24 protein-coding genes are annotated in these 23,057 nt (G+C 72.1%); 9 read left to right on the top strand and 15 right to left on the bottom strand.

Translation table 11 applies throughout. The features are described from left to right. From BW996_RS05465 to BW996_RS05485, 5 genes are all read right to left on the bottom strand, one after another. Entirely contained in the window at positions 1-2,316 is a 2,316-nt protein-coding gene (locus BW996_RS05465; RefSeq protein WP_037480982.1) for a methyl-accepting chemotaxis protein, read from the bottom strand. Positions 2,317-2,377: 61 nt separating this feature from the next. Then, a complete protein-coding gene (locus BW996_RS05470; protein WP_037480980.1) occupies positions 2,378-2,908 on the bottom strand; it encodes a chemotaxis protein CheW in 531 nt (176 codons plus the stop codon). Between the two features lie 29 nt (positions 2,909-2,937). Next, the gene (locus BW996_RS05475) at positions 2,938-3,303 is read right to left on the bottom strand and encodes a response regulator (protein WP_037480979.1); all 366 of its coding nucleotides are present in this window, start codon (positions 3,301-3,303) and stop codon (positions 2,938-2,940) included. Positions 3,304-3,317: 14 nt separating this feature from the next. Next, a complete protein-coding gene (locus tag BW996_RS05480; protein WP_037481004.1) occupies positions 3,318-3,686 on the bottom strand; it encodes a response regulator in 369 nt (122 codons plus the stop codon). A 146-nt stretch (positions 3,687-3,832) separates the two neighbouring features. Beyond that, positions 3,833-3,985, bottom strand: coding sequence for a rubredoxin (locus tag BW996_RS05485; RefSeq protein WP_037480977.1), 153 nt, complete (start codon positions 3,983-3,985; stop codon positions 3,833-3,835). A gap of 146 nt (positions 3,986-4,131) precedes the next feature. Between BW996_RS05485 and thiD the strand changes: the two genes are divergently transcribed. The 4 genes from thiD (at position 4,132) to BW996_RS05505 (ending at position 9,132) form a co-directional block, all read left to right on the top strand. Then, positions 4,132-5,067: a bifunctional hydroxymethylpyrimidine kinase/phosphomethylpyrimidine kinase gene (gene thiD, locus BW996_RS05490; protein WP_037480975.1), complete on the top strand. Its 936-nt coding sequence runs from the start codon at positions 4,132-4,134 to the stop codon at positions 5,065-5,067. An 88-nt stretch (positions 5,068-5,155) separates the two neighbouring features. Further along, complete coding sequence (gene hemL / locus BW996_RS05495) at positions 5,156-6,448, top strand: glutamate-1-semialdehyde 2,1-aminomutase (protein ID WP_037480973.1); 1,293 nt, start codon at positions 5,156-5,158, stop codon at positions 6,446-6,448. 19 nt (positions 6,449-6,467) lie between these two features. After that, complete coding sequence (locus tag BW996_RS05500; protein WP_051631829.1) at positions 6,468-7,343, top strand: D-hexose-6-phosphate mutarotase; 876 nt, start codon at positions 6,468-6,470, stop codon at positions 7,341-7,343. Between the two features lie 40 nt (positions 7,344-7,383). Continuing rightward, positions 7,384-9,132, top strand: coding sequence for an ATP-binding response regulator (locus tag BW996_RS05505; RefSeq protein ID WP_051631828.1), 1,749 nt, complete (start codon positions 7,384-7,386; stop codon positions 9,130-9,132). A 15-nt stretch (positions 9,133-9,147) separates the two neighbouring features. On the opposite strand, the gene BW996_RS05510 is transcribed toward BW996_RS05505, so the two are convergent. Beyond that, on the bottom strand, positions 9,148-9,795 hold the full coding sequence (locus BW996_RS05510) for a response regulator (RefSeq protein ID WP_037480971.1): 648 nt from the start codon (positions 9,793-9,795) through the stop codon (positions 9,148-9,150). A gap of 150 nt (positions 9,796-9,945) precedes the next feature. On the opposite strand from BW996_RS05510, the gene BW996_RS05515 reads away from it, so the two are divergent. Then, the gene (locus BW996_RS05515; protein ID WP_241461931.1) at positions 9,946-10,671 is read left to right on the top strand and encodes a hypothetical protein; all 726 of its coding nucleotides are present in this window, start codon (positions 9,946-9,948) and stop codon (positions 10,669-10,671) included. A 31-nt stretch (positions 10,672-10,702) separates the two neighbouring features. On the opposite strand, the gene BW996_RS05520 is transcribed toward BW996_RS05515, so the two are convergent. From BW996_RS05520 to BW996_RS05555, 8 genes are read right to left on the bottom strand one after another with little or no spacing between them, the layout of a single operon-like run. Continuing rightward, positions 10,703-11,638, bottom strand: a complete 936-nt coding sequence (locus BW996_RS05520) for an ACP S-malonyltransferase (RefSeq protein ID WP_037480967.1) — start codon at positions 11,636-11,638, stop codon at positions 10,703-10,705. Beyond that, entirely contained in the window at positions 11,635-12,507 is an 873-nt protein-coding gene (mdcB, locus tag BW996_RS05525) for a triphosphoribosyl-dephospho-CoA synthase MdcB (protein WP_051631827.1), read from the bottom strand. The genes BW996_RS05520 and mdcB overlap by 4 nt, the downstream gene beginning before the upstream one ends. Beyond that, on the bottom strand, positions 12,504-13,184 hold the full coding sequence (gene mdcG / locus BW996_RS05530) for a malonate decarboxylase holo-[acyl-carrier-protein] synthase (RefSeq protein ID WP_037480965.1): 681 nt from the start codon (positions 13,182-13,184) through the stop codon (positions 12,504-12,506). Before mdcG ends, mdcB begins: the two co-directional genes overlap by 4 nt. Before the next feature lie 13 nt (positions 13,185-13,197). Continuing rightward, positions 13,198-13,908 carry a biotin-independent malonate decarboxylase subunit gamma gene (locus BW996_RS05535; RefSeq protein WP_037480962.1) on the bottom strand — a complete coding sequence of 237 codons (711 nt, stop codon included), beginning with the start codon at positions 13,906-13,908 and terminating at the stop codon, positions 13,198-13,200. 14 nt (positions 13,909-13,922) lie between these two features. Next, positions 13,923-14,813 carry a biotin-independent malonate decarboxylase subunit beta gene (locus BW996_RS05540; RefSeq protein WP_037480960.1) on the bottom strand — a complete coding sequence of 297 codons (891 nt, stop codon included), beginning with the start codon at positions 14,811-14,813 and terminating at the stop codon, positions 13,923-13,925. Next, positions 14,810-15,145 carry a malonate decarboxylase acyl carrier protein gene (gene mdcC / locus BW996_RS05545; RefSeq protein ID WP_037480959.1) on the bottom strand — a complete coding sequence of 112 codons (336 nt, stop codon included), beginning with the start codon at positions 15,143-15,145 and terminating at the stop codon, positions 14,810-14,812. The genes BW996_RS05540 and mdcC overlap by 4 nt, the downstream gene beginning before the upstream one ends. A 52-nt stretch (positions 15,146-15,197) precedes the next feature. Next, positions 15,198-16,871, bottom strand: a complete 1,674-nt coding sequence (gene mdcA, locus BW996_RS05550) for a malonate decarboxylase subunit alpha (protein WP_037480957.1) — start codon at positions 16,869-16,871, stop codon at positions 15,198-15,200. A gap of 3 nt (positions 16,872-16,874) precedes the next feature. Continuing rightward, positions 16,875-17,870 (bottom strand): Bug family tripartite tricarboxylate transporter substrate binding protein, encoded by a 996-nt coding sequence (locus tag BW996_RS05555; RefSeq protein ID WP_037480954.1) that lies wholly within the window; start codon positions 17,868-17,870, stop codon positions 16,875-16,877. 188 nt (positions 17,871-18,058) lie between these two features. Here BW996_RS05555 and BW996_RS05560 point away from each other — a divergent pair, with 188 nt between their 5' ends. Beyond that, complete coding sequence (locus BW996_RS05560) at positions 18,059-18,979, top strand: LysR family transcriptional regulator (protein WP_037480951.1); 921 nt, start codon at positions 18,059-18,061, stop codon at positions 18,977-18,979. A gap of 118 nt (positions 18,980-19,097) precedes the next feature. Here BW996_RS05560 and BW996_RS05565 read toward each other — a convergent pair whose 3' ends face one another. Continuing rightward, entirely contained in the window at positions 19,098-20,159 is a 1,062-nt protein-coding gene (locus BW996_RS05565; protein ID WP_037480949.1) for a 6-phosphofructokinase, read from the bottom strand. 124 nt (positions 20,160-20,283) lie between these two features. Between BW996_RS05565 and mpl the strand changes: the two genes are divergently transcribed. The 3 genes from mpl to fabG are packed head-to-tail and all read left to right on the top strand — an operon-like array spanning position 20,284 to position 23,050. Beyond that, positions 20,284-21,666, top strand: coding sequence for a UDP-N-acetylmuramate:L-alanyl-gamma-D-glutamyl-meso-diaminopimelate ligase (gene mpl, locus BW996_RS05570; RefSeq protein WP_037480947.1), 1,383 nt, complete (start codon positions 20,284-20,286; stop codon positions 21,664-21,666). 2 nt (positions 21,667-21,668) lie between these two features. After that, positions 21,669-22,319, top strand: a complete 651-nt coding sequence (locus BW996_RS05575; protein ID WP_051631826.1) for a YqiA/YcfP family alpha/beta fold hydrolase — start codon at positions 21,669-21,671, stop codon at positions 22,317-22,319. Further along, positions 22,310-23,050, top strand: a complete 741-nt coding sequence (gene fabG / locus BW996_RS05580; protein WP_037480945.1) for a 3-oxoacyl-ACP reductase FabG — start codon at positions 22,310-22,312, stop codon at positions 23,048-23,050. The genes BW996_RS05575 and fabG overlap by 10 nt, the downstream gene beginning before the upstream one ends. The last annotated feature ends 7 nt before the right edge of the window (positions 23,051-23,057 follow it).

The raw sequence follows: 23,057 nt of genomic DNA on the forward strand, positions 1-23,057 counted from the left end.
TCAGCTGATCTTGAAGCGCGCCACCGACTGCCGCAGCTCCTCGGCCGTGCGCGAGAGCTGCCGGACCAGCTGCGCGGTGGACCGGGTGCCTTCGCCGGTCTGCTCGGTGACCGCGAAGATGTGCTGGATGTTCTGCGCGACGATGGTCGCCGACTCGGCTTCCAGACGGGACTGCGCCGAGATGGCCTCGATCAGCTCGGCGAGCTGGCGCGAGACGCGGTCGATCTCGGTCAGCGCGGTGCCGGCGTTGTCGGAGAGCTTGGCGCCCTCGACCACGCCCTGGGTCGAGCGCTCCATCGCCACCACCGCATCGGCGGTGTCGGTCTGGATGGTCTTGACCAGCGCCGCGATCTGGCGGGTGGCGTCGGCCGATCGCTCGGCCAGGCGCTGCACCTCCTCGGCCACGACCGAGAAGCCGCGCCCCGCCTCGCCGGCCGACGCGGCCTGGATCGCCGCGTTCAGCGCCAGCACATTGGTCTGCTCGGTGATGTCGGAGATCAGCTCGGTGATCTCGCCGATCTCCTGCGAGGACTCGCCCAGGCGCTTGATGCGCTTGGAGGTCTCCTGGATCTGCTCGCGGATGGTGTTCATGCCGCCGATGGTGTCGAGCACCGCGGTCAGGCCGGAGGTCGCCGCCGACAGCGAGTGGCGCGCGACATCGGCCGACTGCTGCGCCTGGCCCGACACGCGCTGGATGCGGCCCGCCATCTGCAGCACCGCCTCGCCGGTCTCGCGGATCTCGCGCAGCTGCTCGTCGGAGGCGGCCAGCAGCTCGGTGGAGGTGGCCTCGACCTGCTGCGTGGTGTCGGTCACCCGCGCGACCGTCCCTTGCACCTGCGAGACCAGCGAGCGCAGTTCTTCCACGGTGTAGTTCACCGAATCGGCGATCGCGCCGGTGATGTCCTCGGTCACGGTGGCCTGCTGGGTCAGGTCGCCTTCGGCCACGGTCTGCAGCTCGTTCATCAGGCGCAGGATGGCAGCCTGGTTGGCGTCGTTGACCCGCTTGGCCTCGCGCTCCTGGCGCTCGGCCTCCAGACGCTGGCTGTCCGACAGCAGCGCGCGGGTGCGCTGGTCATGGGTGAAGACCATCAGCAGGCCGATGCCGCCGACCGCGCCCAGCAGCAGCGACACCGCCAGCAGCGCCACATTGAACCAGCCCAGCCCGCCGGCCGAGCCGATGCCGGTGCGCACCTGCTCCAGGCCGAGGCGCAGCACCTCGGTGTCGGTGATGATCGCGGCCTGGGCCTCGCGGGCTGACACCAGTCCCTGCAGATTGCCCAGGATCGCGCCGGCCTGGATGCGCAGCTCGTCATGCGCCTTCAGCAGCGCCTCGAGCCGGGCGCGCAGCGCCGGGTCGCGGGTGGCGGTCAGGCGCAGGTCGGCATTGCCATCGAGCAGACCACGGGCGATGTCGCGGAAGCTGTTGAGATCCTTGCCGAGCAGGAACAGCGCCTCCGGCGAGACGCCCTCGATCGTCAGCGCCTCGTTGGCGGACTTGCCGATGCGCTGGGTCAGCATCACCAGCCGGCCGGCGGCCGACACCTCGGCCGGCAGCGCGTCCTGCTGCACCTTGGCCGCGGCCACCGCCTCGGCCGTCTCCAGCAGCTCGCCGGACTGGCGGTTGATCGCCTTGAGCGCCTGCGAGACCTGGGTCAGCAGCTTTTCCTGCGCCAGCACGGTGGCGGCATGGCGCTCGGTCTTCTCGACCACCGCCAGCAGCGGCTCGATCTGGCCGCGTGCGTGCAGCGGCAGCGCCTGCAGGCCGGTCTCGGGCCGGCCGCCGTGCAGGCCGCGCACATCGGCCGACAGCACCGCGGCGGCATCGCGCAGTTCGGCGAAGGCCTCGGGCCGGCCGGCCACCGCCTGCAGCACCGACTTGGCCAGCCGCTGCGACTGCATCAGCGCCTGGCCGGTCGCGCCGACCTGCGCGGCGCTGCCCCCGGCCGAGCGCGCGGTCAGCACCGAGGCCAGCACCAGGCCGAGCACGCCCGCTGCCAGCACGCCGCCGAGCAGGCGCTGCTGGCGATCGGACGACCAGTGGCCGATCAACGGCAGACGCGCGCCCGATCCCGGCTGCGGCTGGCGCTCGAGGGATTCGGCCGCGCGGCGCGGCCCGGCCACCGCCAGCACCGAGGGCGAGGCCTCGCTGATGATCGCGTCAGGCACCGACACGGTGGTGCCCAGCCCGCTGTCCTGGATGGTGTCGCGCAGATCGGCCTCGAGGCCCGAGTACGGACCGGAGAGCGAGGAATCCTCGTGCTGCACGGCCTCGCGGTCCTTGCGGCCGCGCCCCTTGAGCCTGTCCATGAAACTCATCCACGCCTCGTCTTTCCTGTGTCTTGTCGTCGTCCGGGGCCGACAGCGGCGACCGGCGGGGTCATCGAGCGGCGACGATGCGCAGGAAACGCTCCTCGCGCGGCAGCATCGACAACCGGATCTCCTGCCACAGCCGCCCGGCCCCGTCGCGCCAGCAGCCCCCGGCGAAGGCGGGCGCCGTCGCGTCGGCCGATGCCACCGCCTGCATCTGCTCAGGATGGCGCAGCCCGGCCAGCCGATCGACCAGCAGCGCCACATTGATGTCCAGGCTCGGGTTGAAGGCCACCACATGCGCCTGGTCGCGCACCGCGGCGGGCAAGCGCTCGCGCAGGCCCAGCACCCCGGCCAGATCGATCACCCCGGTCAGCGAGCCGCGCAGATTGGCCACGCCCAGGAACCAGGGCTCGGTGTGCGGCACCTCCAGCAGCGCACCGGGCTGGAAGATCTCGCCGGCCTCGGCCAGCGGGAACAGCAGCGCCTGGCCGGCGCACTCGACCGCCAGCCAGCCCGACACATGCTCGAGGCTGCGCACCTCCTGCAGCCGCTCGGCCAGGCGCCCCTGCAGGGCCCTGAGCGCTTCCTTGTTGGCCATCGTCGCGTCCCGTCCTGTGGTGGGCCGGCTCAGCCGAAGGCCCGGATCTTCTGGACGAGTTCGCCCGGATCGACCGGCTTGACCACATAGTCGCGCGCACCCTGGCGCATGCCCCAGACCTTGTCGGTCTCCTGGCCCTTGCTGGTGCACATGATCACCGGCACGTCGGCATAGCGCGGGTCGCGGGTGATGGTGCGGGTGAGCTGGAAGCCGTTCTGCCCGGGCATGACCACATCCATCAGGATCAGGTCGGGCTTTTCCTCGGCGATGCGGCGCAGCGCCTCGTCGCCGTTCTCGGCGGTGCGGACACGGTAGCCCTGGCGCACCAGCAGGTCCGACAGCACATGCAGCTCGGTGCGGGAATCATCGACCAGCAGGATGCTGCGGATGGTCATCGGGTCAGCCCCGCTCACGCCTCGACCCGGCCATGCTGCTGCACGGCCTGCAGCAGCTGGTCCTTGGTGAAGGGCTTGGTCAGATAGTCCTCGGAGCCGACCATGCGGCCGCGCGCCTTGTCGAACAACCCGTCCTTGGACGACAGCATGATCACCGGCACGCCAGCGAACTGCGGATTGCGCTTGATGATCGCGCAGGTCTGGTAGCCGTCCAGGCGCGGCATCAGGATGTCGCAGAAGATCAGGTCGGGACGGTGGTCGCTGACCTTGGCCAGCGCGTCGAAGCCGTCCTCGGCCAGAACCACCTCGCAGCCGCCCTGCTTCAGGAAGATCTCGGCGCTGCGGCGAATGGTGTTGCTGTCGTCGATGACCAGCACCCGCATCGCGGTGCGCTCGCGTGCCGCATCGAGGGGCGTCGAATCAGGTTCCAGTTCCACGGCGACCTTTCCTCGGTTGAAGCCATCGTCAGCGTTGCAGGGCCAGGGCCGGCCACCGCGGAGCAGGCGCCGGTCCGCGGACCCTGCGGGGGTCAGATCTCGACCATCTCGAAGTCGTCCTTGCGGGCGTCGCACTCCGGGCAGGTCCAGTTCATCGGCACGTCCGCCCAGGCGGTTCCGGGCGCGATGCCGTGCTCGGGATCACCGGCGGCCTCGTCATAGATCCAGCCGCAGATCAGGCACATCCAGGTTTTCGGGGAACTCACGGCAGAGGGTCAGCTTGTCACTACAATGGCTGAGGATTGTAGCCACTGGCCTTGCCCGAAAAGCAAGAACAGGCAGCAAGCTCCGCAACAATTCCCAGAAACCTCCCGCGCCCGAATACCCCCGGATGAACCCCATCGCAACCGATCCCGCCAGCGAAGACCCCCAGGACCTGCCGGCCCCGGCTTGCGTGATGAGCTTCAATGCCAGTGACGCCACCGGTGCCGGCGGCGTCGCCGGCGACATCGCCACCATCGCCGCGATGGGCGCGCATGCGCTGCCGGTGGTCGCCACCATCGTGATGCGCGACACCGCCGAGGTCTTCGAGCAGGTCACGCTCGAGGCCGAGGCGGTGACCGAGCAGGCCCGCGGCGTCCTGGAAGATGTGACGATCTCGGCCTGGAAGGTCGGCTTTCTCGGCAATGCCGAGACGGTCGGCGCCGTCGCCGAGGTGCTCTCCGACTACCCCGACGTGCCGCTGGTCACCTACCTGCCCACGCTGTCCTGGATGGACGACGAGGACGAGGCCCTGGCCTACCTCGACGCGCTGCGCGAGCTGGTGCTGCCGCAGACCGAGGTGCTGGTGGGCAACCAGAAGACGCTGACCGACTTCCTGCTGCCCGAGTGGGATGCCGAGCGCCCGCCCTCCGCCCGCGAGCTGGCGGTGGCCGCCGGCGAGCATGGCGCCAGCTATGTGCTGGTGACCGGCGTGCAGCTGCCCAACAACCAGGTCGACAATGTGCTGGCCTCGCCGCAGGGCGCGATCACCGGCGAGAAGTTCGAGCGCTTCGACACCAGCTTCATCGGCGCCGGCGAGACGCTGTCGGCGGCGCTGGCCGCACTCCTGGCCACCGGGCAGGAGCTGCACCTGGCGGTGTCGGAGGCCCTGGCCTTCCTCGACCAGTCGCTCGACGCCGGCTTCCGCCCCGGCATGGGCAATGTCGTGCCCGACCGCTTCTTCTGGGCACTGCCGCCCGAGGACGAGGAAGGCGAAGAAGGCGCCGAGGATCCGATGGCCGTCGGCCTGGAGCCCGCGCCCGGCAAGCCGCGCAGCATCCACTGATTCTTCCTTCGGCCGATCGGGGTCTGCCCGGACCGGACGGACGCCCGCGGCTCCCACAAGACCGCCGGCTCCGACCGGCCCGCGACCGATGACCACCAACGACCAGCTGTTCGAGCGCGCCCGCCAGGTGATTCCCGGCGGCGTCAATTCCCCCGTGCGCGCCTTCCGCGCCGTCGGCGGCACGCCGCGCTTCATCGCCCGCGCCCAGGGCGCCCACATGTGGGACGCCGAGGGCACGCAGTACATCGACTACATCGGCTCCTGGGGCCCGATGATCCTGGGCCACGGCCACCCGGCGGTGCTGGAGGCGGTGCAGAAGGCCGCGGTCGAGGGCTTCAGCTTCGGCGCGCCCACCGAGCGCGAGGTCGAGCTGGCCGAGGAGATCATCCGCCACGTCCCGAGCATCGAGCAGGTCCGCCTGGTCAGCTCCGGCACCGAGGCCGGCATGAGCGCGATCCGCCTGGCGCGCGGCGCCACCGGCCGCTCGAAGATCATCAAGTTCGAGGGCTGCTACCACGGCCACGCCGACGCGCTGCTGGTCAAGGCGGGCTCGGGCCTGGCGACCTTCGGCCATCCCACCAGCGCCGGCGTGCCGGCCGAGGTGGTGCAGCACACGCTGGTGCTCGAGTACAACAACGTCGAGCAGATCGAGGCGGCCTTCAAGGCGCACGGCCCCGAGATCGCCTGCGTGATGATCGAGCCGATCGCCGGCAACATGAACTTCGTGCGCGCGCAGGTGCCCTTCGTGCGCCGCATCCGCGAGCTGTGCGACCAGCACGGCGCGCTGTTCATCTTCGACGAGGTGATGACGGGCTTTCGGGTGGCGCTGGGCTCGGCGCAGAGCCTGTACGCCCAGGCGATCCCTGGCTTCCAGCCCGACATCTCGGTCTTCGGCAAGGTCATCGGCGGGGGCATGCCGCTGGCGGCCTTCGCCAGCTCGCGGCGCATCATGGCCCACCTGGCGCCGCTGGGCGGCGTCTACCAGGCCGGCACGCTCAGCGGCAACCCGGTGGCCACCGCCTGCGGCCTGGCCACGCTGCGCGAGATCAGCCGCCCCGGCTTCTTCGACGCGCTGGGCGCCCGGACGCGCGCGCTGGTCGAGGGCCTGAAGGGCGCGGCCGACGCCGCCGGCGTGCCCTTCTGCGTGGACAGCCAGGGCGGCATGTTCGGCTTCTTCCTGATGCCGGAGCTGCCGCAGAACTACACCACGGTGATGACCACCGACCAGCCGCGCTTCAACCGCTTCTTCCACGGCATGCTGGAGCGCGGCATCTACCTGGCGCCGGCGCTGTACGAGGCCGGCTTCGTCAGCGCCGCGCACACCGACGCCGACATCGCCGCGACGGTGGCCGCCGCCGCCGAGGTCTTCCGCACCCTCTGATCCCAGCTCCCCACGCACGATGAGCGACGACACCGCCCTGCCCCGCGCCTCGCAACCCACCGGCGCCTGCCTGTTCGACGGCCAGCCGGCCGTGCACCTGCGCTCGCCCGCCGGCGCGCAGGCCACCGTCCTGCTGCACGGCGCGCATGTCGTGTCGTGGATCCCCGCGCTCGGCGAGGAGCAGCTCTACCTCTCGCCTACCAGCGCGCTGGGCGGCACGGCCGCGGTGCGCGGCGGCGTGCCGGTGATCTTCCCGCAGTTCAACCAGCAGGGTCCGCTGCCCAAGCACGGCTTCGCGCGCAACCGCGCCTGGACGCTGCAGGAGGCCACCATGCGCGGCGAGCACGCCTTCGCGGTGCTGCGCCTGGAGGCCGACGAGGCCACCCGCGCGATCTGGCCGCACGGCTTCGCGCTGGAGATGACCGTCAGCGTGGACAGCCGCCGCCTGGAAATGGAGCTGGCCGTCATCAACACCGGCGACAGCACGATCGACTTCCAGGCCGCGCTGCACACCTACCTGCGCTGCGGCGACGTGGGCCGCGCGCAGCTCGAAGGCCTGCAGGGCGTGAACTACCAGGACGCGGTGCTCGACCAGCCGCGCCAGCAGTGGGTCGATGTGGTGACCATCGCCCAGGAGCTCGACCGCATCTACTGGGAGGCGCCGCGCGAGCTGCTGCTGCGCGAGGCCGGCCGCAAGGTGCGCATCATCGCCAGCCAGTTCGAGGACACGGTGGTCTGGAACCCCGGCCCCGAGAAGTGCGCCAGCCTGCCCGACATGCCCGACGAGGACTGGCCGCAGATGCTCTGCGTCGAGGCCGCGCAGATCGGCAACCCGGTGCGCCTGAGCCCGGGCGAGGAGTGGACGGGCATGCAGACGCTGGTCGTCGAGGACTGAGCCTCCCGCCAGCCGCCCCCCCACGCCGACGCCGCGCGCCATGCCCGAGGATCCGCATGCCCGCCGCGTCCGGCTGCACCAGCTGGCCGCGCTCCAGCGCAACACGCCCTTCATCGTGCTCGGCAGCCTGCTGGTGGCGGCCGCGCAGACGGGCGTGCTGGCCGGCGTCGTGCCCCACGCGTGGCTGGGCGTCTGGCTGGCCCTGCTCGCGCTGCACTCGGCGCTGCGCCTGCTGCTGTGGCGCCACGCCGCCCGGCGCCAGGACTGGCCGACCCAGGCCGAGTCGCTGCTGCGGCGACACACCGCGATCTCGCTGAGCTCCGGCCTGCTGTGGGCCGGCGGTGCGCTGGTCTTCCTGCCGCATGGCCGGATCGAGCACCACCTGCTGGTGATCTTCATGCTGGCGGGCATGGTGTCGAGCTCGCTGCACTCGCAGACCATCCACCTGCCCGCCTTCATGGCCTTCTTCGTGCCCTGCGCGATCGGCGCCGTCAGCGGCAGCCTCTGGCTGGGCGGCTCGCTCTATCAGGCGGTGGCGCTGTCCGTGTTCGCCTACTCGCTGCTGACGATCCGCTTCGCGCGCACGCTCAACGGCAAGCTGGTCGAGTCGCTGCGGGCCCGCTTCGAGATCGCCATGCTGGCCGAGCGCCTGCGCGAGCAGAAAGAGGCCGCCGAGCAGGCCAATCTGGCCAAGTCGCGCTTCCTGGCCGCCGCCAGCCACGATCTGCGCCAGCCGGTGCACACGCTGTCGCTGCTGGTGGGCACACTGCGGCAGGAGACGCTGCCGACGCCGGCGCGCCCGATCGTCGAGCACATCGGCGAGGCGGTGCGCACGCTGGGCACGCTGTTCTCGTCGCTGCTGGATATCTCGCGCCTGGACGCCGGCGTGGTGGAAGTCCGGCCGCATGCCGTAGCGCTGCGCCCGCTGCTGCGGCGGCTGGCCGAGGAGGCCCGGCCGCTGGCCCAGGCCAAGGGCCTGGATCTGCGCCTGCACGCCCCCGAGCTCACGGTGCGGACCGACCCCGTTCTGCTCGAGCGCATCGTGCGCAACCTGCTGTCGAACGCCGTCCGCTACACCGAGCGGGGTCGCGTCGTGCTGGGCGGGCGCCGGCGGGGCGCACACATCGAAGTGCAGGTCATCGACACCGGCCTCGGCATGAGCGAGGAGGAGCAGCGCCGCTGCTTCCAGGAGTTCGTCCAGCTTCAGGCGCCGTCCGCGGAGCGGCAGGGCATCGGGCTGGGCCTAGCCATCGTGCAGCGCCTGGCAAGGCTGCTCGACCATCCGATCCAGATGCGCTCGCGGCCCGGCCACGGCACGGCCATCGGCGTCGTGCTGCCGATGACGGCGCCCGACCCGCGGCCCGAACCCGCAGAAGCGCCACCTGTGCCCCCGCCCGCTCCCGGCACCGCCGGCCGGCGCGTGCTGGTGCTCGACGACGACCCGTCGATCCTGGCCGCGCTGGGCCTGCTGCTGGCGCGCTGGGGCTGGCAGCCGGTCCTAGCCGGCACGCTGGACGCCCTGCGGGCGGCCGCCACCCGCGACCCGGACCTGCCCGCCCTGATCATCTCCGACCTCGGCCTGGAACACGGCGCCGGTGGCCTGGAGGCCATCGAGGCGCTGCGGGAGGAATTCAACACCGACCTGCCCGCCCTGCTGATCACCGGCAACACCGCGCCCGAGCGCCTGCGCGAGGCCCGCGCCGCCGGTCACCAGCTGCTGCACAAGCCGGTCGATCCCGATCTGCTGAAGGCCACGATCGCCCGCCTGGCCGGGCCCGGCACGCCCTGACCACCGCCGCCGGCCCTACAGGAGCGCCGCGCCCCATCCGGCGCCACCGCGTGCGGCGATCACCGCCTGGGTCCGGTTCGTCACGCCCAGGACCTTGAAGATCGCCCCGACGTGGACCTTGACGGTCTTCTCGGTCAGCGACAGCTCCTGCGCGATGCTCTTGTTGGGCAGGCCACGGCACATCAGCGACATGACCTCCTGCTGCCGCAGCGTCAGGCTGCAGGGTGACGCCGCCCGGGAGGCCTGACCCGGAACGACGGCCGCCCCGCTCGGCGTCCCCAGCGTCGGCACGCAGGGCCGCCCGCCCATCACCTCGCCGAGGGCCGACTTCATCTCCTGAGGATCGGCCGACTTCGAGATGAAGCCGCAGGCCCCCGCCGACAGGCTTCGCCACACGTCGTCCTGCCGGTCCGAGGCCGACAGCACCACCGACCGCAGCCCGGGACGGCGCTCGCGCAGCCGCGTGACCGTCTCCAGCCCGCCCATGCCGCGCATGTCGAGATCGACCAGAGCGAGAGCCAGATCGTCATGCCGCTCGACCAGATCCAGCGCCTCGAGGCCGCTGGCCGCCTCCAGCACGTCCGTCGCGGCCGCATGACCCCGCAGGAACAAGACCATGCCCTGCCGCCACATCGGGTGGTCATCCACAAGCAGAAACTTCATCGGACAGCGTGGTAACGGGAATCAGATGATTTGATCACTTCAGGGCATGGGTGCCTAGGACCGGATCGGTCGGAGCCCCTGCTGTCCCAACAGATCTCACGGATCCCCCCTGCCCAAGGGGCAGCCCCTGGCGCACCGACCCGAGACCGCATGAATTCGCACACGCTCGCCGGGACCAAGGTCCCAGCCCTGGCCCGAACCTACGACCAAAGCCTCATTGGCAACCCCTTCCAGATCCGGAAGAATCAATTCATCGACGACATCGACGACAAAAATCATTTCAGTGGAATCCGGAAACCACATCAGTCCGGGGCGGAACCGAAAAGCCAGACGAGTAGGAAAACATCTTTCAATTTTCTTGTCTTATCAAAGGGAGCTACCATGAGCATCAATGTCAACGCCAAGACCGAGATCAAGTCGATCACGACCCTCATCGCCGCGCTGAATGACTACAAGACGAAGAACTGGGGTATCGGCTTGACGGGAAATACCCTCGTCCCCGACAGTTTCCTGGCGTTCTTCACGAATCGCGAGCTGCCCTTCACCTATTATGTCCGCTGCAAGGACGTGAGCCTCGGCGACGCCAGCGCCTATGACAAGAACATCAATGTCCTGAATTCCTATACCAACAAGGTCAAGGCCAACGAAAAGGCGCTGGTCAATGCCACGATCGCCGTCCTCAACGAATATAAGAGCAAGACTTGGGCGATCGGCCTGAATGGCGACACGCTGCAGCCTGACAATCTCCTGCCGTTCTTCGCGACGCGCGAGCTGCCGTTCGAGTTCTTCGTGCGCAAGCCGAGCCTGTCCCTCGGCGAATCGACGGCCTACGACAAGAACGTCGCGACCCTGACCAAGTATCTGGCCAGCCTCTGATCGACGGGCGCCCGGGAAGGCCGAACGGCCTTCACCGCAGCGTGCGCTCCACCCAGTCCACCACCGCCTGGGGCGAGCCGAAGTCCTCGACCGAGCGCACCGGAATGTGCGGATGGCGCGCCTGCCACATCTTCGCCAGCGTGCGCCCGGGGCCGACCTCCAGCACGCAGCGCGCGCCGCGCTCGGCCACGCTGTCCAGGCAGACGTCCCAGCGCACCGGCGCGGCGATCTGCGCGGCCAGCCCGCGCAGCACGCCGGCCCGGTCGCGCCGCGCCGCGCCATCGGCGTTGCCGACCAGCCAGGTGCGCGGCGCCAGCAGCCCGGCCGCGGCCAGATCCTCGGCGAAGGCGGTCGCCGCCGGCGCCATCCAGGGCGTGTGCGAGGCGATGCGCACCGCCAGCCGGGTGATGCGCACGCCCGCCCCTTGCGATTCCAGCTCGGCCTGAGCGGCGTCCAGCGCCTCGGCCGGGCCGCCGACGATCGCGCTGTCGGGCGCGATGCGGATCGCCAGCGCCAGGCCGTGGCGGGCGCACAGCGCCTCGCGCCGCGCCTCGTCCAGCGCGGAGAGCGCCAGCAGCCCCGAGGCACGCCCCGGCAGCGTGAGCGCCGCCGCCTGCGACATGCGCTCGGCGCGCTGCGCGGCCAGCGTCAGCGCGGTGGCGGCGTCGCACAGGCCGGCGGCGCTGGCCGCGGCCAGCTCGCCCACGCTGTAGCCGGCGATCACGCCCGGCGCCGGCAGCCCCGGCGCCAGCGCCGCCCAGCACGCCAGCGAGAGGCCGGTCAGCAGCGGCTGGGCGAAGCGGTTGTCGCTGGCGCGCTCGGCGTCGGCCAGCACCGCGCGCCAGTCGGGCCCGATCCGCGCGACCATCGCCGCCAGCACCGGCGCGCAGGCGGGCGTGCGCTCCAGCCACGGCAGCAGATCCGGGTGCTGCGTGCCCTGGCCGGGAAACAGCAGTGCCAGCGTCACCGGCTCACCCGGTGCAGCCAGCAGGCGGCGGCCAGCATGTCGGCCGCGCCGCCGGGCGACAGGCGCCGCGCGACGAAGTCGCGGTGCAGCGCCCGAGCGCGCTCGATCGCCTCGGGCGCGGCCGCGCCGCCGGCGGCGAGAAAGTCGCGCGCGCGCTGCTGCACGTCACGCAGCCCGGCCAGCCCGGCGCGGTGGGCCAGATTGGTGTCGTCGAGCACCGCCATCGCTGCGAACAGCGCCTGCAGCCGCGCGCGCTCGGCGCCCAGGCCGCGCGCCAGGGCGGCCTCCAGCGCCGGATGCACCACCTCGAACAGCGCGGGGAAGGCCTCGGCCGCCTCGATGCCGGCGCCGCGCAGGCCGTGGCGGCGCGCGGCGATCGCGCCGTTCGACAACGCGCCCGCCGCCCGCTCGGCCCGTGCCGCCAGCGCCTCGCCCCAGCCCTGGCGCAGCGACTCGCGCACGCCTTCAGGCCGCAGCGCCTGCCCGCGCGCGCGCAGCCGCCCCGCCGCCGCGCACAGCAGGCCCAGCGTGAAGATCGCGCCGCGGTGGGTGTTGATGCCGCCGGTGGCGCGCAGCATGCGGGCCTCGGCCGCCAGGCCCTCCTGCTCCAGCGCGGCGAAGGGTGCCCCGGCCGCGCCCAGCCGGGCAAAGGCCGGAAAGGCCCGGCGCAGCGAGAACAGGCTGCGCAGGAAGGTCGAGGCGTCCATGTCGGTGTGGCTGCCGCTGTCGACGAAGGACACCAGCCCCGGCTTGGGGGCCAGCGCCAGCTCGTCGTGCAGGGCGACGGTGGCGGCGCGGCCCAGGATCAGCGCGGCGTCGGAGCGCTCGACCGCGGCGGCAAGCAGCGGCAGGCAAGGCAGCGCGCTCATGCCCGCTCCCTGGCCAGGCGATGCTCGGGCCGCTCCAGCGCCACGCCGTGCAGCCGCTTGACCAGCACCTCGCGGGTGCGCCCGGCGCGCCAGGCGGCCCATTCGCGCCAGGCCACCGCCGAGCCGTCCGGCCAGGTCAGCTCGCCGTCCAGGCGCGGCAGCGCCGAGCGCTCCTGCGCCGCCAGCGCCGTCACCACCGCATCGGCCTGGGCGGCCTCGCGCACCGGCAGGCACAGGTCGAGATCGGAACCGGGGCGCAGGCAGTCCTGGCCGCTGACCAGCTGCCAGCCGTGGCTGCCATGCACCCGCGCCGGGCACGACACGGCCGCCAGGTCCGCGAGCAGCTGCTGCATCGGCGCGCGGGCCGCCGCCGGCAGCAGGCGCATCACCTGGCTCGCTGCGGGAAACTCGTCCAGCCAGGCCACCGCGGTGGCCGGCACCTGCAGCGCCAGGCGCAGGCGCTGCCAGGCGGTAGGCGCGGGCAGGCCCAGCGCCAGCATCGCGGGCGCCGAGGAGGCGGCCCGCCCGTCGGGCTGACGGGTCACGACCAGCGGCAGGTCGTTCTGGGCCCAGAAGGTCAGGCAGGACCGCGCGAGCGGCACCTGGGGCTGGTCGAGCACGCCGGCCCAGCCTGAGGCGCTCAGGTGGACGAGCTGATGGCGGTGCAGCGGGGGCATGGCGGCCGCGCCTTCACGCCGCGTCCAGCACGCGCTGGATCACCGATGCGGCCAGGCGCCGGCCGCCGCGCGCCCGGCCGTCGTCGGCGCGCACGTCGGTGCGGGGCGCCTCGGCCAGGGCGGCGCGCAGCGCGGCGGCCAGGTCGCCCGTCCACAGGCGGCGCACGCCGCCCATCGCCACGTAGTTGTCCACGCCGGGCGCGAACACCGGGTTGTCGCGCGACAGCGCCTCCAGCCGCTCGGGCGCCAGCTTGGTGATGCGCGCCATCGCCGGCAGGCGCATCACCCGGATCTCGGCGCCGGGCAGCGCGTCGCACGCGTCCGCGATCAGGCCCGAAGTGATGAAGCCGCCCGACAGCGCCTGGTCATAGACCAGCCCCAGCACCCGGTGGCCCTGGCGACGCGCCAGGTCGATGGCCTGGCCAAGATGGGCCATGGCGCGGTGGATGCCCAGCAGCTCGTCGCGGCGGCGCAGCTGCTGGCCCTGGGTGTCGATCAGCAGCAGGATGGGTCGTCCGGGGTGATCGCGCACGGTGTCGAGCACCACGCGGGCCTGGCGCAGCGCCAGGTCCACGCCGATGGGCGCGTGGTTCGTGGTGCCGACCACCGTCAGCGGCGCGCCGTCGAAGACGACCGTGCCGTGCAGGAAGTCGCCGTCCTGGGTGATGCCGTGCGGCGCGGGGCCGGTGCCGAACAGCGCCTCGGCCAATGCGGTCCAGTTCATGGGAGGGGCCTTCTTCAGACGGTGCGCAGGCCGCGCACCTCGTCCACGTTCAGATCGGACACCCGCGCGGCCTCGGCCACACCCAGGCGGCGCCACAGCGTCACCGCGTCGTCCTCGCCCGCGGGCACGGGCGTGGCCTCCAGCAGCGCCTGGCGGCGGCGCAGCAGCGCATGCTCGGCCTCCAGCACGGCCAGCGTCACCGGCGCGCGGGCATCCAGCGCGGCCAGGGCGGCGGCGCGGAAATCGGCCACCGTGTCCTCGACCAGCGCGTCGCAGTCGCCCGTGAGCCAGCGGTGCTTGCCGCCGGTGGTGCGCCAGACCAGCGCGCGGTCGCGGGCGTCGAACTCCTCGACGCCGTGCGAGGACTCGATCACCTCGGGGCCGGACATCGCCAGCCGGCCGATGTCGCTCATCACGACATGGTCGGTGCAGCGCGCGACCATGCCCATGCCGCCGAAGCAGCCGTTGGCGCTGCCCACCAGCACCACCACCGGGATGCCGGCGGCGCGCACGTCCAGCACCGCGCGCATCACCTCCGACACCGCGATCAGGCCGGCGTTGGCCTCGTGCAGCCGCACGCCGCCCGAGTCGGCCAGCAGCAGCACCGCGTCGGGGCGCTCGCGCAGCGCGCGCCGCAGCAGGCCGACGAGCTTGGCGCCATGCACCTCGCCCACGCCGCCGCCCAGGAAGGCGCCCTCCTGCGCCGCCAGGAACACCGGCCGCCCGCCCAGCGTGGCGCGGCCGATGACGACGCCGTCATCGAAGGCCGAGGGCACGCCGAGCTGCGCCAGGTGCGGGCTGGTCAGGCGCTCGGCCGGCGGCAGCCACTCGTGGAAGCTGCCAGCGTCGGCCAGGTGGGCGACGCGCTCGCGCGCGGTGCATTCCGAATAGCTGATCGCGCTCATGGCCGGCCTCCCGCGGACAGCTCGGCCACCGCCTGGTCGAGCCGCAGGCTCACCACCGCGGGGGTCGCGCCCATGTCGTGGATGGACACGCGCACGCCGGCCAGGCCGTGGCGGGCATGGAAGTCGTCCATCACCGCCTGCCAGATGGGGCGAAAGCCATGCGCCGAGGTCTCGACCTGCACCCGGCAGGCCGGCGGCTCGGCCGGCTCCAGCAGCACCTCCAGGTGGCCCGAGCCGACCACGCCGACCAGCACGGGGGCGAAGGGGCCGACCGGATGGCGCCCCTCGTACGAGAAGTCCAGGGTTTCGATCCCTGCGGGGGGGGTGTTCATCGTCGTGTTCTCCGATCTCTCGCCGCCACCAGGCCGTCACCAGGCGGCCGGTTCACCAGTTGCGGAAGCGCTGGGGCGGGCGGTACAGACCGCCCGAGGCGCGCACCAGGTCGCGCATGCTGCGCGCGGCCAGCAGGTTGCGGGTGGCGTCGCGCGGATCGATGCCCAGGTCGGCCGGACGCTGGATCACGCCGCGGTCGCGCAGGTTCTCGACCAGGCGCCGGTCGCGGCCCAGGCCCACCGGCGTGTAGCCGGCCACGCCGCGGATGGCCTGCTCGCGCTCCTCGTCGCTGCGGCACAGCAGCAGATTGGCGATGCCCTCCTCGGTGAGGATGTGGGTCACGTCGTCGCCGTAGATCATGATCGGCGGCAGCGGCATGCGCGCCTGCTCGGCCAGCGTCCAGGCGTCGAGCCGCTCGACGAAGGCCGGCTGCATGTGCTCGCGGAAGGTCTCCACCATCTGCACCACCAGCTTCTGGCCGCGCGGCGTGCCCGCGGCGCCGTGGCGGCCGCGGCGCGACTCCTCGCCGGCCTGCAGCCAGGTCGGGCTGGCGTGGCGTCGCCCGCGCGCGTCGGCGCCCATGTTCGGCGCGCCGCCGAAGCCGGCGATGCGCCCGAGCGTGGCGGTCGAGCTGTTGCCGTCGAGGTCCATCTGCAGCGTCGAGCCGATGAACAGGTCGCAGGCGTAGTGGCCCGCGGCCTGGCTGAAGGCGCGGTTGCTGCGCAGGCTGCCGTCCGGCCCGGTGAAGAACACGTCCGAGCGGGCGCGGATGTAGTCCTCCATGCCCAGCTCCGAGCCGAAGGAATGGATCGACTCGACCCAGCCGGCCTCGATGGCCGGGATCAGCGCCGGGTGCGGGTTCAGCGCCCAGTGCCGGCAGATCTTGCCCTTCAGGCCCAGCGACTCGCCGTAGGTGGGCAGCAGCAGCTCGATGGCGGCGGTGTCGAAGCCGATGCCGTGGTTCAGGCGCTGCACGCCGTAGCGGGCGTAGATGCCCTTGATGGCCATCATCGCCATCAGCACCTGGATCTCGCTGATCTGCGCCGGGTCGCGGGTGAAGAGCGGCTCGATGAAGTTCGGCCGCGGCGCCGGAACCACGAAGCTGACCCAGTCGGCGGGAATGTCCACGCGCGGCAGCGCGCCGTCCACCACCTCGTTGACCTGCGCGATGACGATGCCGCCCGAGAAGGCAGTGGCCTCGACGATGGCCGGGGTGTCTTCGGTGTTCGGGCCGGTGTAGAGGTTGCCGTGCCGGTCGGCCGCCTGCGCCGCCACCAGCGAGATCTTCGGCGTGAGATCGACGAAGTAGCGCGAGAACAGCTCCAGGTAGGTGTGGATGGCGCCGATCTCGATGCGCCCCTGCGACACCAGCCGCGCCAGCCGCGCGCCCTGCGGCCCGGAGAAGCTGAAGTCCAGCCGCGAGGCCAGGCCCAGCTCGAACAGGTCGAGGTGCTCGGGCAGCGCCAGCACCGACTGCACCATGTGCAGGTGGTGCACCCGCTCCGGGTCGAGGCTGGCCAGCGCCTGGGCCAGGAAGTCGGCCTGCTTCTGGTTGTTGCCTTCGAGGCAGACGCGGTCGTGCGGCTCGATCACCGCGTGCAACAGGTCGGTCACGGCGCCGGTGGCGACATGACGGCCGCTCAGTCGCGGGCCGAGCGCCTCGGCGGCGCGGGCCAGGCGGGCTTGGCGGTCCTGCTGGCGCTGGTTCCAGGGGCGGTGATCCATCGCTCAGTCGGCCTTGATGTTGCCCGCCTTGACCACCTCGGCCCAGCGCTTGGTCTCGGCCGCCACAAAGTCGCCGAAGTCCTTGCCGGCCAGCGTCGGCGTCTCGGCGCCAAGGTTGTTCCACGCCGCCTTCAGCTCGGGGCTGGCCAGCACCGTCCTCAGCTCGGCGCCCATCTTGTCGACGATCTCCCGGGGCGTGCCCTTCGGCGCCCACAGGCCGTACCAGGTCGCGACCTTGTAGGTCGGCGCGCCCGCCTCGGCCGCGGTCGGGATGTCGGGAAAGCCGGGGGCGCGCTTGTCGCCGGCCACCGCGATGGCGCGCAGCCGCCCGCCCTTGAGATGCGTGGCCGATGAGCCCAGGCCGTCGAACATCATGTCCACCTGCCCGCCCATCAGGTCCTGCAGCGCCGGGCCGGCGCCCCGGTACGGGATGTGGGTGATGAAGGTGCCGGTCTGCATCTTGAACAGCTCGCCGGCCAGGTGGTGCGAGGAGCCGTTGCCCGCCGAACCGTAGGTCAGCCGCCCCGGCTTGGAGCGGATGAAGGCCAGCAGCTCCTTCAGGTCCTTGACCGGCACCTTCTGCGGGTTGACGACGATGACCTGCGGCACGCTGGCCACCAGCGCGACCGGCACGAAGTCGTTCGCCAGGTGGTAGTCGAGCTTCGGGTAGATCGACGGCGCGATGGTGTGGTGCACGCCGCCCATGAACCAGGTCTGGCCGTCGGGCGCGGCCTTGGCCGCCACGCCCGCGCCCAGGTTGCCGCCCGCGCCGCCCTTGTTGTCGATGATGACCTGATGGCCGAGCTGCTTCGTGAGCTGCGCCGACAGCGGCCGCGCGAAGGCATCGGTGCCGCCGCCGGCCGGAAAGGGCACGACCAGCGTGATCGGCCTGTTCGGCCAGGCGGCCTGGGCGAGCGCCGGCAGCGGCAGGGCGGCGGCGGCCGCCGCTGCGGCGCACAGCGCCAGCACCGGGCGGCGCGACACGAGGGAAAGGGGCATGGCTTGTCTCCTGGTGGGCAGCGCGCGCTGCCTCGGCTTGGTATCTGCGGTATCTGCGATCCATGACCCGGACGGGCCGGGCTGCACGCATCGTCGGACATCAGGCACGATCGCGCCATTCGCCATCGATTGAGGCCGCCTTCGACCTGCGTTGAGGGCGCGCCGCCCGGCGCTGGAGCCCTTGCCCCGTGATCAACCTGAACCGTTTCGACCTTGTCTCGCTGCGCCTGTTCGTCGCGGTGGTGGACGCCGGCAGCCTGACGGCCGGCGCCGACCGCTTCGGCATCTCGCTGGCAGCGGCCAGCAAGCGCATCAACGAGCTGGAGCAGCACTGCGGCCTGACGCTGCTGCAGCGCGGCCAGCGCGGCGTGAGCACCACCGCCAGCGGCCAGCTGCTGCACCGCCACGCCATCGAGGTGATCGCCCGGCTGGAGCAGCTGGCGCTGGCGGTCGAGGACGTGCACGGCGGCGCCGACGCGCACCTGCGGCTGTGGGCCAACCCCTCGGCCTTCGGCGGCTTCCTGCCCCGGCTGCTGTCGGCCTATGCGGCGCGCCACCCCCAGGTGCGCATCGACCTGGAGGACGCGCTCAGCGAGGACGGCGTGCGCGCGGTGCAGAAGGGCCTGGCCGAGCTGGCGGTCATCGGCGACAACGTGCCCTGCGAGGGCCTGGAGACGCGGCTGTGCAACATCGACCGGCTGGTGCTGCTGGTGCCCCGGGCGCATGCGCTGGCGCAGGGCGCGAGCGTGCCGGTGGCGGCCGCCTTCGCGCACGACCTGGTCACGCTGCCGCGCAGCGCCTCGCTGACCCGCAAGGTCATGGCCGCGGCCGAGACGGCGGGCCACACGCCGCGCATTCGCGTGCAGGTGCGCAGCTTCGACTCGATGTGCCGCATGGTCGCCTGCGGCCTGGGCCTGGCCATCCTGCCCGAGGCCGCGGCGGCGCTGTACGCGCAGGCCCTCGACCTGAAGGTGCAGCCGCTGCACGGCATGGCGGTCGAGCGCCAGCTGCTGCTGGCGATGCGCCGCCGCGCCGACCTCTCGCCGTCGGCCGAGGCGCTGGTGGCGATGATCGAGGCGGCGCTGGGCGAGAGCACACGGTCGCCATGAGCCGATCTGGCCCCGGCAGATCGTCATGCCCGCGAAGGCGGGCACCCACGACGAGCCAAAGCCGGCGGCAGGCGTGGGTCCTCGCCTTCGCGAGGATGACGGCAGCGCGGCCAAGGCCTCAGCCGGCCTCTCCCAGACTCACCCCGATCTCCCGCGCGCAGACCAGCAGCGGGTGATCCAGCGGCACGCGGCGGTTCTGACCCGCCACCGAGGCCAGCGGCACGCTGGCGAGCTGACCGCCCTGGAGCGTGACCATCCGCCCGAACTGGCCCCGGCGCAGCAGGTGCGCGGCCTCGTTGCCGTACTGCGTCGCCAGCACCCGGTCGAAGGGCGTGGGGCTGCCGCCGCGCTGCACATGGCCGAGCACGGTGGCGCGCACCTCGGCCTGGACCAGCGGCTGCAGCCGCTCGCGCAGAAGGTGCGCCACGCCGCCCAGCCGGATCGGGTCGGGGCTGCCCGCCACCGTGCGCTCGACCGTCAGCGCGCCGCCGACCGGCTTGGCGCCCTCGGCGATGCAGATCAGCGTGGCGCGGCGGCGCGCATGGCGCTCGCGGCAGACGGCGGCGATGCGCTCGACATCGAAGTCGATCTCCGGCAGCAGGATCACGTCGGCCGCGCCGGCCAGGCCCGCCTCCAGCGCGATCCAGCCGGCGTAGCGGCCCATCGTCTCGACGATCATCACCCGGCCGTGGCTCTGGCCGGTGGTCTGGACGCGCTCGAGCGCCTCGGTCACGGTGGCCACCGCGGTGTCGAAGCCGAAGCTGCGCTCGCAGCCGGCGATGTCGTTGTCGATGGTCTTGGGCACGCCCACCATCGGCACGCCGCCAACCTCGCCGAGCCGCGCCGCCATCGTCATCGTGCCGTCGCCGCCGATGGTCACCAGCGCGTCGAGCCCGAGCTCGTGCTGGTAGGCGACGACCTCGGCCGAGACGTCGCGGCCGCGCCAGGCAAACGGGCTGGCGGTGTTGCTGGTGCCCAGGATGGTGCCGCCGGTGGCCAGAATGCCGCTGACCTCGTCCCAGCCCAGCGGGCGCACCCGGCGCTCGATCAGGCCGAGAAAGCCGTCCTCGATGCCAATCACCTCGGCGCCGCACTGGCGGATCAGCGACTTGGTGACGGCGCGGATGACCGCGTTCAGGCCGGGGCAGTCGCCGCCGCCGGTGAGCATGCCGATGCGCATCAGAGGTACCTCTCGGTTTTCATTTCGGTCAAGCCACAGCCCCGGCAGATGCGGGGCCCGGAAGCTTGCCAGTCTAGGGGGACTCCGCTCGGCGGACCTTGAGCCGGATCCTAGAATCGCCGTCATGCACATCCACATCCTCGGCATCTGCGGCACGTTCATGGGCGGCGTCGCGGCGCTGGCCCGCGAGGCCGGTCATCGCGTCACCGGCTGTGACGCCAACGTCTACCCGCCGATGAGCGACCAGCTGCGCGCGCTCGGCATCGACCTGATCGAGGGCTTCGCGCCCGAGCAGATGGCGCTGAAGCCCGACCTGTTCGTGGTCGGCAATGTCGTCAGCCGCGGCAACCCGCTGATGGAGGCCATCCTGGACGCCGGCCTGCCCTATGTCAGCGGACCGCAGTGGCTGGCCGAGAACGTGCTGGCCGGGCGGCATGTGCTGGCGGTGGCCGGCACGCACGGCAAGACGACCACCACCTCGATGCTGGCGTGGATCCTCGAGGCCGCCGGGCTGCAGCCGGGCTTCCTGGTCGGCGGCGTGCCGCAGAACTTCGGCGTGTCGGCGCGGCTGGGCCGCCTCGGGGCGACCGGCGAGCGCACGCCCTTCGTCATCGAGGCCGACGAGTACGACACCGCCTTCTTCGACAAGCGCAGCAAGTTCGTCCACTACCGCCCGCGCACCGCGATCCTGAACAACCTCGAGCACGACCACGCCGACATCTTCCCCGACCTGGCCGCCATCGAGACGCAGTTCCACCACCTGGTGCGCACCGTGCCGTCGCAGGGCCGGCTGGTGGTCAACATCCGCGAGGAGGCGCTCAAGCGGGTGCTGGCGCGCGGCTGCTGGAGCCCGGTGCAGCATTTCGGCGCCCGCAAGGAAGAGCCCGGCGCGCTGCGCGCCCGCGGCGAGCCGCATGCCTTCGACGTGCTGCGCGGCAGCCTGAAGGTCGGCCGCGTCGAGTGGAGCCTGCTGGGCGAGCACAACCAGCTCAACGCGCTGGCCGCCATCGCCGCGGCCGAGCATGTCGGCGTGGCGCCGGCGGTGGCCGCCGAGGCGCTGGGCCGCTTCGAGAACGTGCGCCGGCGCATGGAGCTGCGCGGCGAGGCCGGCGGCATCAAGGTCTACGACGACTTCGCCCACCATCCGACGGCGATCCGCACCACGGTGGACGGCCTGCGCCGGCGCGTCGGCGACCAGGCGCGCATCCTGGCCGTCTTCGAGCCGCGCTCCAACACGATGAAGCTCGGCACGATGAAGTCGCAGCTGCCGTGGGCGCTGGAGGAGGCCGACCTGTCCTTCTGCCACAGCGGCGGCCTGGGCTGGGACGCGGCCGAGGCGCTCTCGCCGATGGGCAAGCAGGCGCGGGTCTACGGCTCGATCCCCGAGCTGGTGGATGCGGTGGTGCGGCTGTCGCGCCCCGGCGACCATGTGCTGTGCATGAGCAACAGCGGCTTCGGCGGCATCCACGCCAAGCTGCTGGACGCGCTGGCCGCGAAGAAGGCCTGAGCATGACCGGCGCCGCGCGCCCTCCGACCACGCACCTGCTCTACCTGCACGGCTTCCGCTCGTCGCCGCAGTCGATGAAGGCGGCCAAGATGGCGACCTGGGCGGCGACGCAGCCCGGACTCACCTGGTGGTGCCCGCAGCTGCCGCCCTCGCCGGCCGAGGCGATGGCCCTGGTGCGCGAAGGCACACGCGACTGGCCGGTCGACCGGCGCGCGGTGATGGGCAGCTCGCTGGGCGGCTTCTACGCGGCCGCGCTGGCGGGCGACGGCGGCTGGCGCGCGGTGCTGATCAACCCGGCGGTGCACCCGGCGCGCGACCTGGCGAAGTACATCGGCGAGCAGACCGCCTGGCACGATCCGCAGACGCGCTTCTTCTTCCGCCCGGAATTCATCGCCGAGCTGGAGACGATCGACGCGGCCGCCCGCGCCGCTGCGGCCACGACGGCGCGCCGGATGCAGACCTGGGTCGCGCAGGGCGACGAGGTGCTGGACTGGCGCGAGATGGCCGCGCGCCACGCCGCCACCGAGCTGCATGTGCTCGAGGGCGGCGACCACGCGCTCAGCAGCTTCGATGATCACCGCGACGCGATGCTGCGCTTCCTGCGCCTGCCCCACGATTCCCACCCCCCTGCCGAAAGACACGCATGCGACTGAAGGACAAGGTCTCGATCATCACCGGCGCCGCCCAGGGCATCGGCCTGGCCACCGCGCTGAAGTTCGCCGCCGAGGGCGCGATCGTCATCGTCTGCGACATGAAGCCCGAGGCGGTGGACGCCGCGGTCGCACAGTGTCGCGAGGCCGGCGCGCAGGCGACAGGCTTTGCGGTCGACGTCACCGACCGCGCGGCGGTCGATGCGATGGTCGCCGCCGTCAAGGCGCAGTTCGGCCGCATCGACGTGCTGATCAACAACGCCGGCATCACCCGCGACGCGCGGCTGCAGAAGATGACGCTCGAGCAGTTCGACGCGGTCATCGACGTCAACCTGCGCGCGGTCTTCCACTGCGCCCAGGCGGTGACGGACACGATGGTCGAGCAGGGTTCGGGCGTGATCCTGAACGCCAGCTCGGTCGTCGGCATCTACGGCAACTTCGGTCAGACCAACTATGCCGCCGCCAAGTTCGGCGTCATCGGCTTCACCAAGACCTGGAGCCGCGAGCTGGGGCCGAAGGGCATCCGCGTCAACGCGGTGGCCCCGGGCTTCATCGAGACACCGATCCTCTCGACCATTCCCGACAAGGTGATGGACCAGATGCGCGCCGAGGTACCGCTGCGCCGCCTGGGCCGGCCGGAGGAGATCGCCAGCGTCTACGCCTTCCTCGCCAGCGACGATGCCAGCTATGTGAATGGCGCGGTGCTGGAAGTGGCGGGCGGGCTGACGGTCTGAGGCGCCC

The organism is Sphaerotilus natans, assembly GCF_900156335.1.
Classification (GTDB): domain Bacteria; phylum Pseudomonadota; class Gammaproteobacteria; order Burkholderiales; family Burkholderiaceae_C; genus Sphaerotilus; species Sphaerotilus natans.

Excerpts from the sequence above, each read along its gene's own strand:
- BW996_RS05465 (WP_037480982.1), bottom strand. The coding sequence starts at position 2,316 with ATGAGTTTCATGGACAGGCTCAAGGGGCGCGGCCGCAAGGACCGCGAG.
- BW996_RS05470 (WP_037480980.1), bottom strand. The coding sequence starts at position 2,908 with ATGGCCAACAAGGAAGCGCTCAGGGCCCTGCAGGGGCGCCTGGCCGAG.
- BW996_RS05475 (WP_037480979.1), bottom strand. The coding sequence starts at position 3,303 with ATGACCATCCGCAGCATCCTGCTGGTCGATGATTCCCGCACCGAGCTG.
- BW996_RS05480 (WP_037481004.1), bottom strand. The coding sequence starts at position 3,686 with ATGCGGGTGCTGGTCATCGACGACAGCAACACCATTCGCCGCAGCGCC.
- BW996_RS05485 (WP_037480977.1), bottom strand. The coding sequence starts at position 3,985 with ATGTGCCTGATCTGCGGCTGGATCTATGACGAGGCCGCCGGTGATCCC.
- thiD (WP_037480975.1), top strand. The coding sequence starts at position 4,132 with ATGAACCCCATCGCAACCGATCCCGCCAGCGAAGACCCCCAGGACCTG.
- hemL (WP_037480973.1), top strand. The coding sequence starts at position 5,156 with ATGACCACCAACGACCAGCTGTTCGAGCGCGCCCGCCAGGTGATTCCC.
- BW996_RS05500 (WP_051631829.1), top strand. The coding sequence starts at position 6,468 with ATGAGCGACGACACCGCCCTGCCCCGCGCCTCGCAACCCACCGGCGCC.
- BW996_RS05505 (WP_051631828.1), top strand. The coding sequence starts at position 7,384 with ATGCCCGAGGATCCGCATGCCCGCCGCGTCCGGCTGCACCAGCTGGCC.
- BW996_RS05510 (WP_037480971.1), bottom strand. The coding sequence starts at position 9,795 with ATGAAGTTTCTGCTTGTGGATGACCACCCGATGTGGCGGCAGGGCATG.
- BW996_RS05515 (WP_241461931.1), top strand. The coding sequence starts at position 9,946 with ATGAATTCGCACACGCTCGCCGGGACCAAGGTCCCAGCCCTGGCCCGA.
- mdcB (WP_051631827.1), bottom strand. The coding sequence starts at position 12,507 with ATGAGCGCGCTGCCTTGCCTGCCGCTGCTTGCCGCCGCGGTCGAGCGC.
- mdcG (WP_037480965.1), bottom strand. The coding sequence starts at position 13,184 with ATGCCCCCGCTGCACCGCCATCAGCTCGTCCACCTGAGCGCCTCAGGC.
- BW996_RS05535 (WP_037480962.1), bottom strand. The coding sequence starts at position 13,908 with ATGAACTGGACCGCATTGGCCGAGGCGCTGTTCGGCACCGGCCCCGCG.
- BW996_RS05540 (WP_037480960.1), bottom strand. The coding sequence starts at position 14,813 with ATGAGCGCGATCAGCTATTCGGAATGCACCGCGCGCGAGCGCGTCGCC.
- mdcC (WP_037480959.1), bottom strand. The coding sequence starts at position 15,145 with ATGAACACCCCCCCCGCAGGGATCGAAACCCTGGACTTCTCGTACGAG.
- mdcA (WP_037480957.1), bottom strand. The coding sequence starts at position 16,871 with ATGGATCACCGCCCCTGGAACCAGCGCCAGCAGGACCGCCAAGCCCGC.
- BW996_RS05555 (WP_037480954.1), bottom strand. The coding sequence starts at position 17,870 with ATGCCCCTTTCCCTCGTGTCGCGCCGCCCGGTGCTGGCGCTGTGCGCC.
- BW996_RS05565 (WP_037480949.1), bottom strand. The coding sequence starts at position 20,159 with ATGCGCATCGGCATGCTCACCGGCGGCGGCGACTGCCCCGGCCTGAAC.
- mpl (WP_037480947.1), top strand. The coding sequence starts at position 20,284 with ATGCACATCCACATCCTCGGCATCTGCGGCACGTTCATGGGCGGCGTC.
- BW996_RS05575 (WP_051631826.1), top strand. The coding sequence starts at position 21,669 with ATGACCGGCGCCGCGCGCCCTCCGACCACGCACCTGCTCTACCTGCAC.
- fabG (WP_037480945.1), top strand. The coding sequence starts at position 22,310 with ATGCGACTGAAGGACAAGGTCTCGATCATCACCGGCGCCGCCCAGGGC.